At 35.3% G+C, this 1,963-nt stretch carries 1 protein-coding gene; it reads left to right on the plus strand.

Annotated features, from left to right (window positions below):
* The first annotated feature begins 111 nt into the window (after positions 1-111).
* Positions 112-1,617, plus strand: coding sequence for an ISLre2 family transposase (locus BLP54_RS15530; RefSeq protein ID WP_090171559.1), 1,506 nt, complete (start codon positions 112-114; stop codon positions 1,615-1,617).
* The last annotated feature ends 346 nt before the right edge of the window (positions 1,618-1,963 follow it).

The following is a 1,963-nucleotide window of genomic DNA, read 5'->3' on the forward strand; positions in this document are numbered from 1 at the left end:
GCTAGAGTAAACTTTTAGTCGGAAAAAATAGAATAAATACAAAAAGAACATCCTTCTTGTGATAAGGTTATGGTTTGCGAAAAAAACTTTATCAAGGGAGGATGTTCTTTTATGCAAAAGAGTATACAGTATTTTGGAGAAGTGTGCATTCAAAGATTTTTAGAAATACAAAAAGAGTTATATCAAAACCCAAAAGATTTAGCTGAGTTTATACTAAATGTTGAAAGTGAGGTAAGGAAACTGGGCCGTATTTTTATTGAAGAGACACTTGAGGAAATGGATCAACTTATACGTGAAAGTGATAAAAGAAAGAAACATTGGGTGGTTGAAACACATGATAATAAGTCTCTTATTACATCTTTAGGAACGATAAATTACACCAAGACGTTATTTACTTCTAAAGATCTCAAAACTGAAGACGGTAAAGAGGTTATGTGTTACCTGTTGGATAAAGCTCTTGGTCTAACAGAGAATCAGCACCTAAGTGTGGATGCAATTGCAAAAGTTTATGAAGAAGCAACTCAGACTTCTTACCGTAGAGCAGGTCAAAGTATTTGTAGTGAAGATGCCATAAGTAAGGAGGCTGTAAAAGAACTACTACATAAAACCAGATTTCCCAAGCTGGAAATTCCTAGGGAAAAGAAAAAAGTAAAGTACTTGTACATAGATGCAGATGAAGATCATTACGCTCTTCAGTTTAAAGAGACTAAGGGGGATTTAGTTGTAAATTCCATGGGACGAAAGAATAATGGGGCGATAAATAAAATCATATATGTTTATGAAGGAATTGAACCTGAAGCTCCAGGAAGCAAACGTAATTGCTTGATTGGAACTCACTATTTTTGTAGAGGGACAGAGCAAGATAATAAAGAACTATGGAAGGAAGTTTTTGAATATATAGAAAACTTTTATGATACAGAGTGTTTAGAGAAAATATATCTTAACGCAGACGGAGGTAGCTGGATTAAGGAAGGACTAAATCACATAGCTGGGGTTAAATATGTCCTAGATGAATTTCATCTTAGTAAGTACATTTTTAAGATGACAAGCCATATGTTAGATACATCTTGGGATGCGCAAAGAGAAATAAGAAAAACAATACGGCAGGCTACAAAAGATGATTTCAACAGACTTGTAGAAAGACTTTTGGATTACGCAAAATCTGAGTCGGATGTGAATAGAATAAAATCTAGTTCAGATTACATCCTTAAAAACTGGTCGGCTGCAAAAATAAGACTATCTAGATTAGAAAATGTGGTTGGAAGTAGTACTGAGGGGCATGTTTACCATGTGTTGTCATCTAGAATGAGTACAGACCCGTTAGGATGGAGTCATCATGGAGCATCTCAAATGGCTAGATTCAGAGAATATACGTATAATTCAGGAAACATGCTTGAATTAGCAAGGTATCAAAAGGAAGTACTTTCTAAAGCAGCTGGCACAGAAGAATTAGAAATATCTGCTACAAAGATGGTAACAGCCAATAAAAGAGATCGTACCTTTTCTGATAAGGAGTATGGAAAATACATAGAGTGCTTTCATTCAGCTTTGCCTAAATATTTGGAAGATGAAATCAATAAAAATCATGATTATTACTATGTAAGAAGTTGGTTTTAAAAGGAAACAACACCTGACGGTGTTGCCTTTAATAAACGTGCTTCGCACAAACCTAATCTTTCATTTGCTTGATTTACAGTGTATCTGCCCAGAAATGGGAGTCAAGGATGCTACGCACCGAAGGCTGAAGTCCTTGACACCCATTTCAAGGCAGATAAAATATCAACAAGCAAACGAAGGATTATTTGTCGTACAGTAAAGTACGCTTTGTGCACTTAATTAGAGGCCTGCGAAGCAGGGCTTCCTTTTAAAAGAGAAAAAGAGTAAGATTATAACAAATCTAATTCTTATCATAAAACACATGGATAGTCTTTTCTGTGATTTCCGAGTACAAATTTACGCTGCC

The sequence above is a fragment of the Pseudobutyrivibrio sp. 49 genome (genome assembly GCF_900100545.1).
Lineage (GTDB): Bacteria > Bacillota > Clostridia > Lachnospirales > Lachnospiraceae > Pseudobutyrivibrio.

What these genes read in the sequence shown, in the direction of transcription:
- BLP54_RS15530 (WP_090171559.1), top strand. Translation starts at nt 112, where the DNA reads ATGCAAAAGAGTATACAGTATTTTGGAGAAGTGTGCATTCAAAGATTT.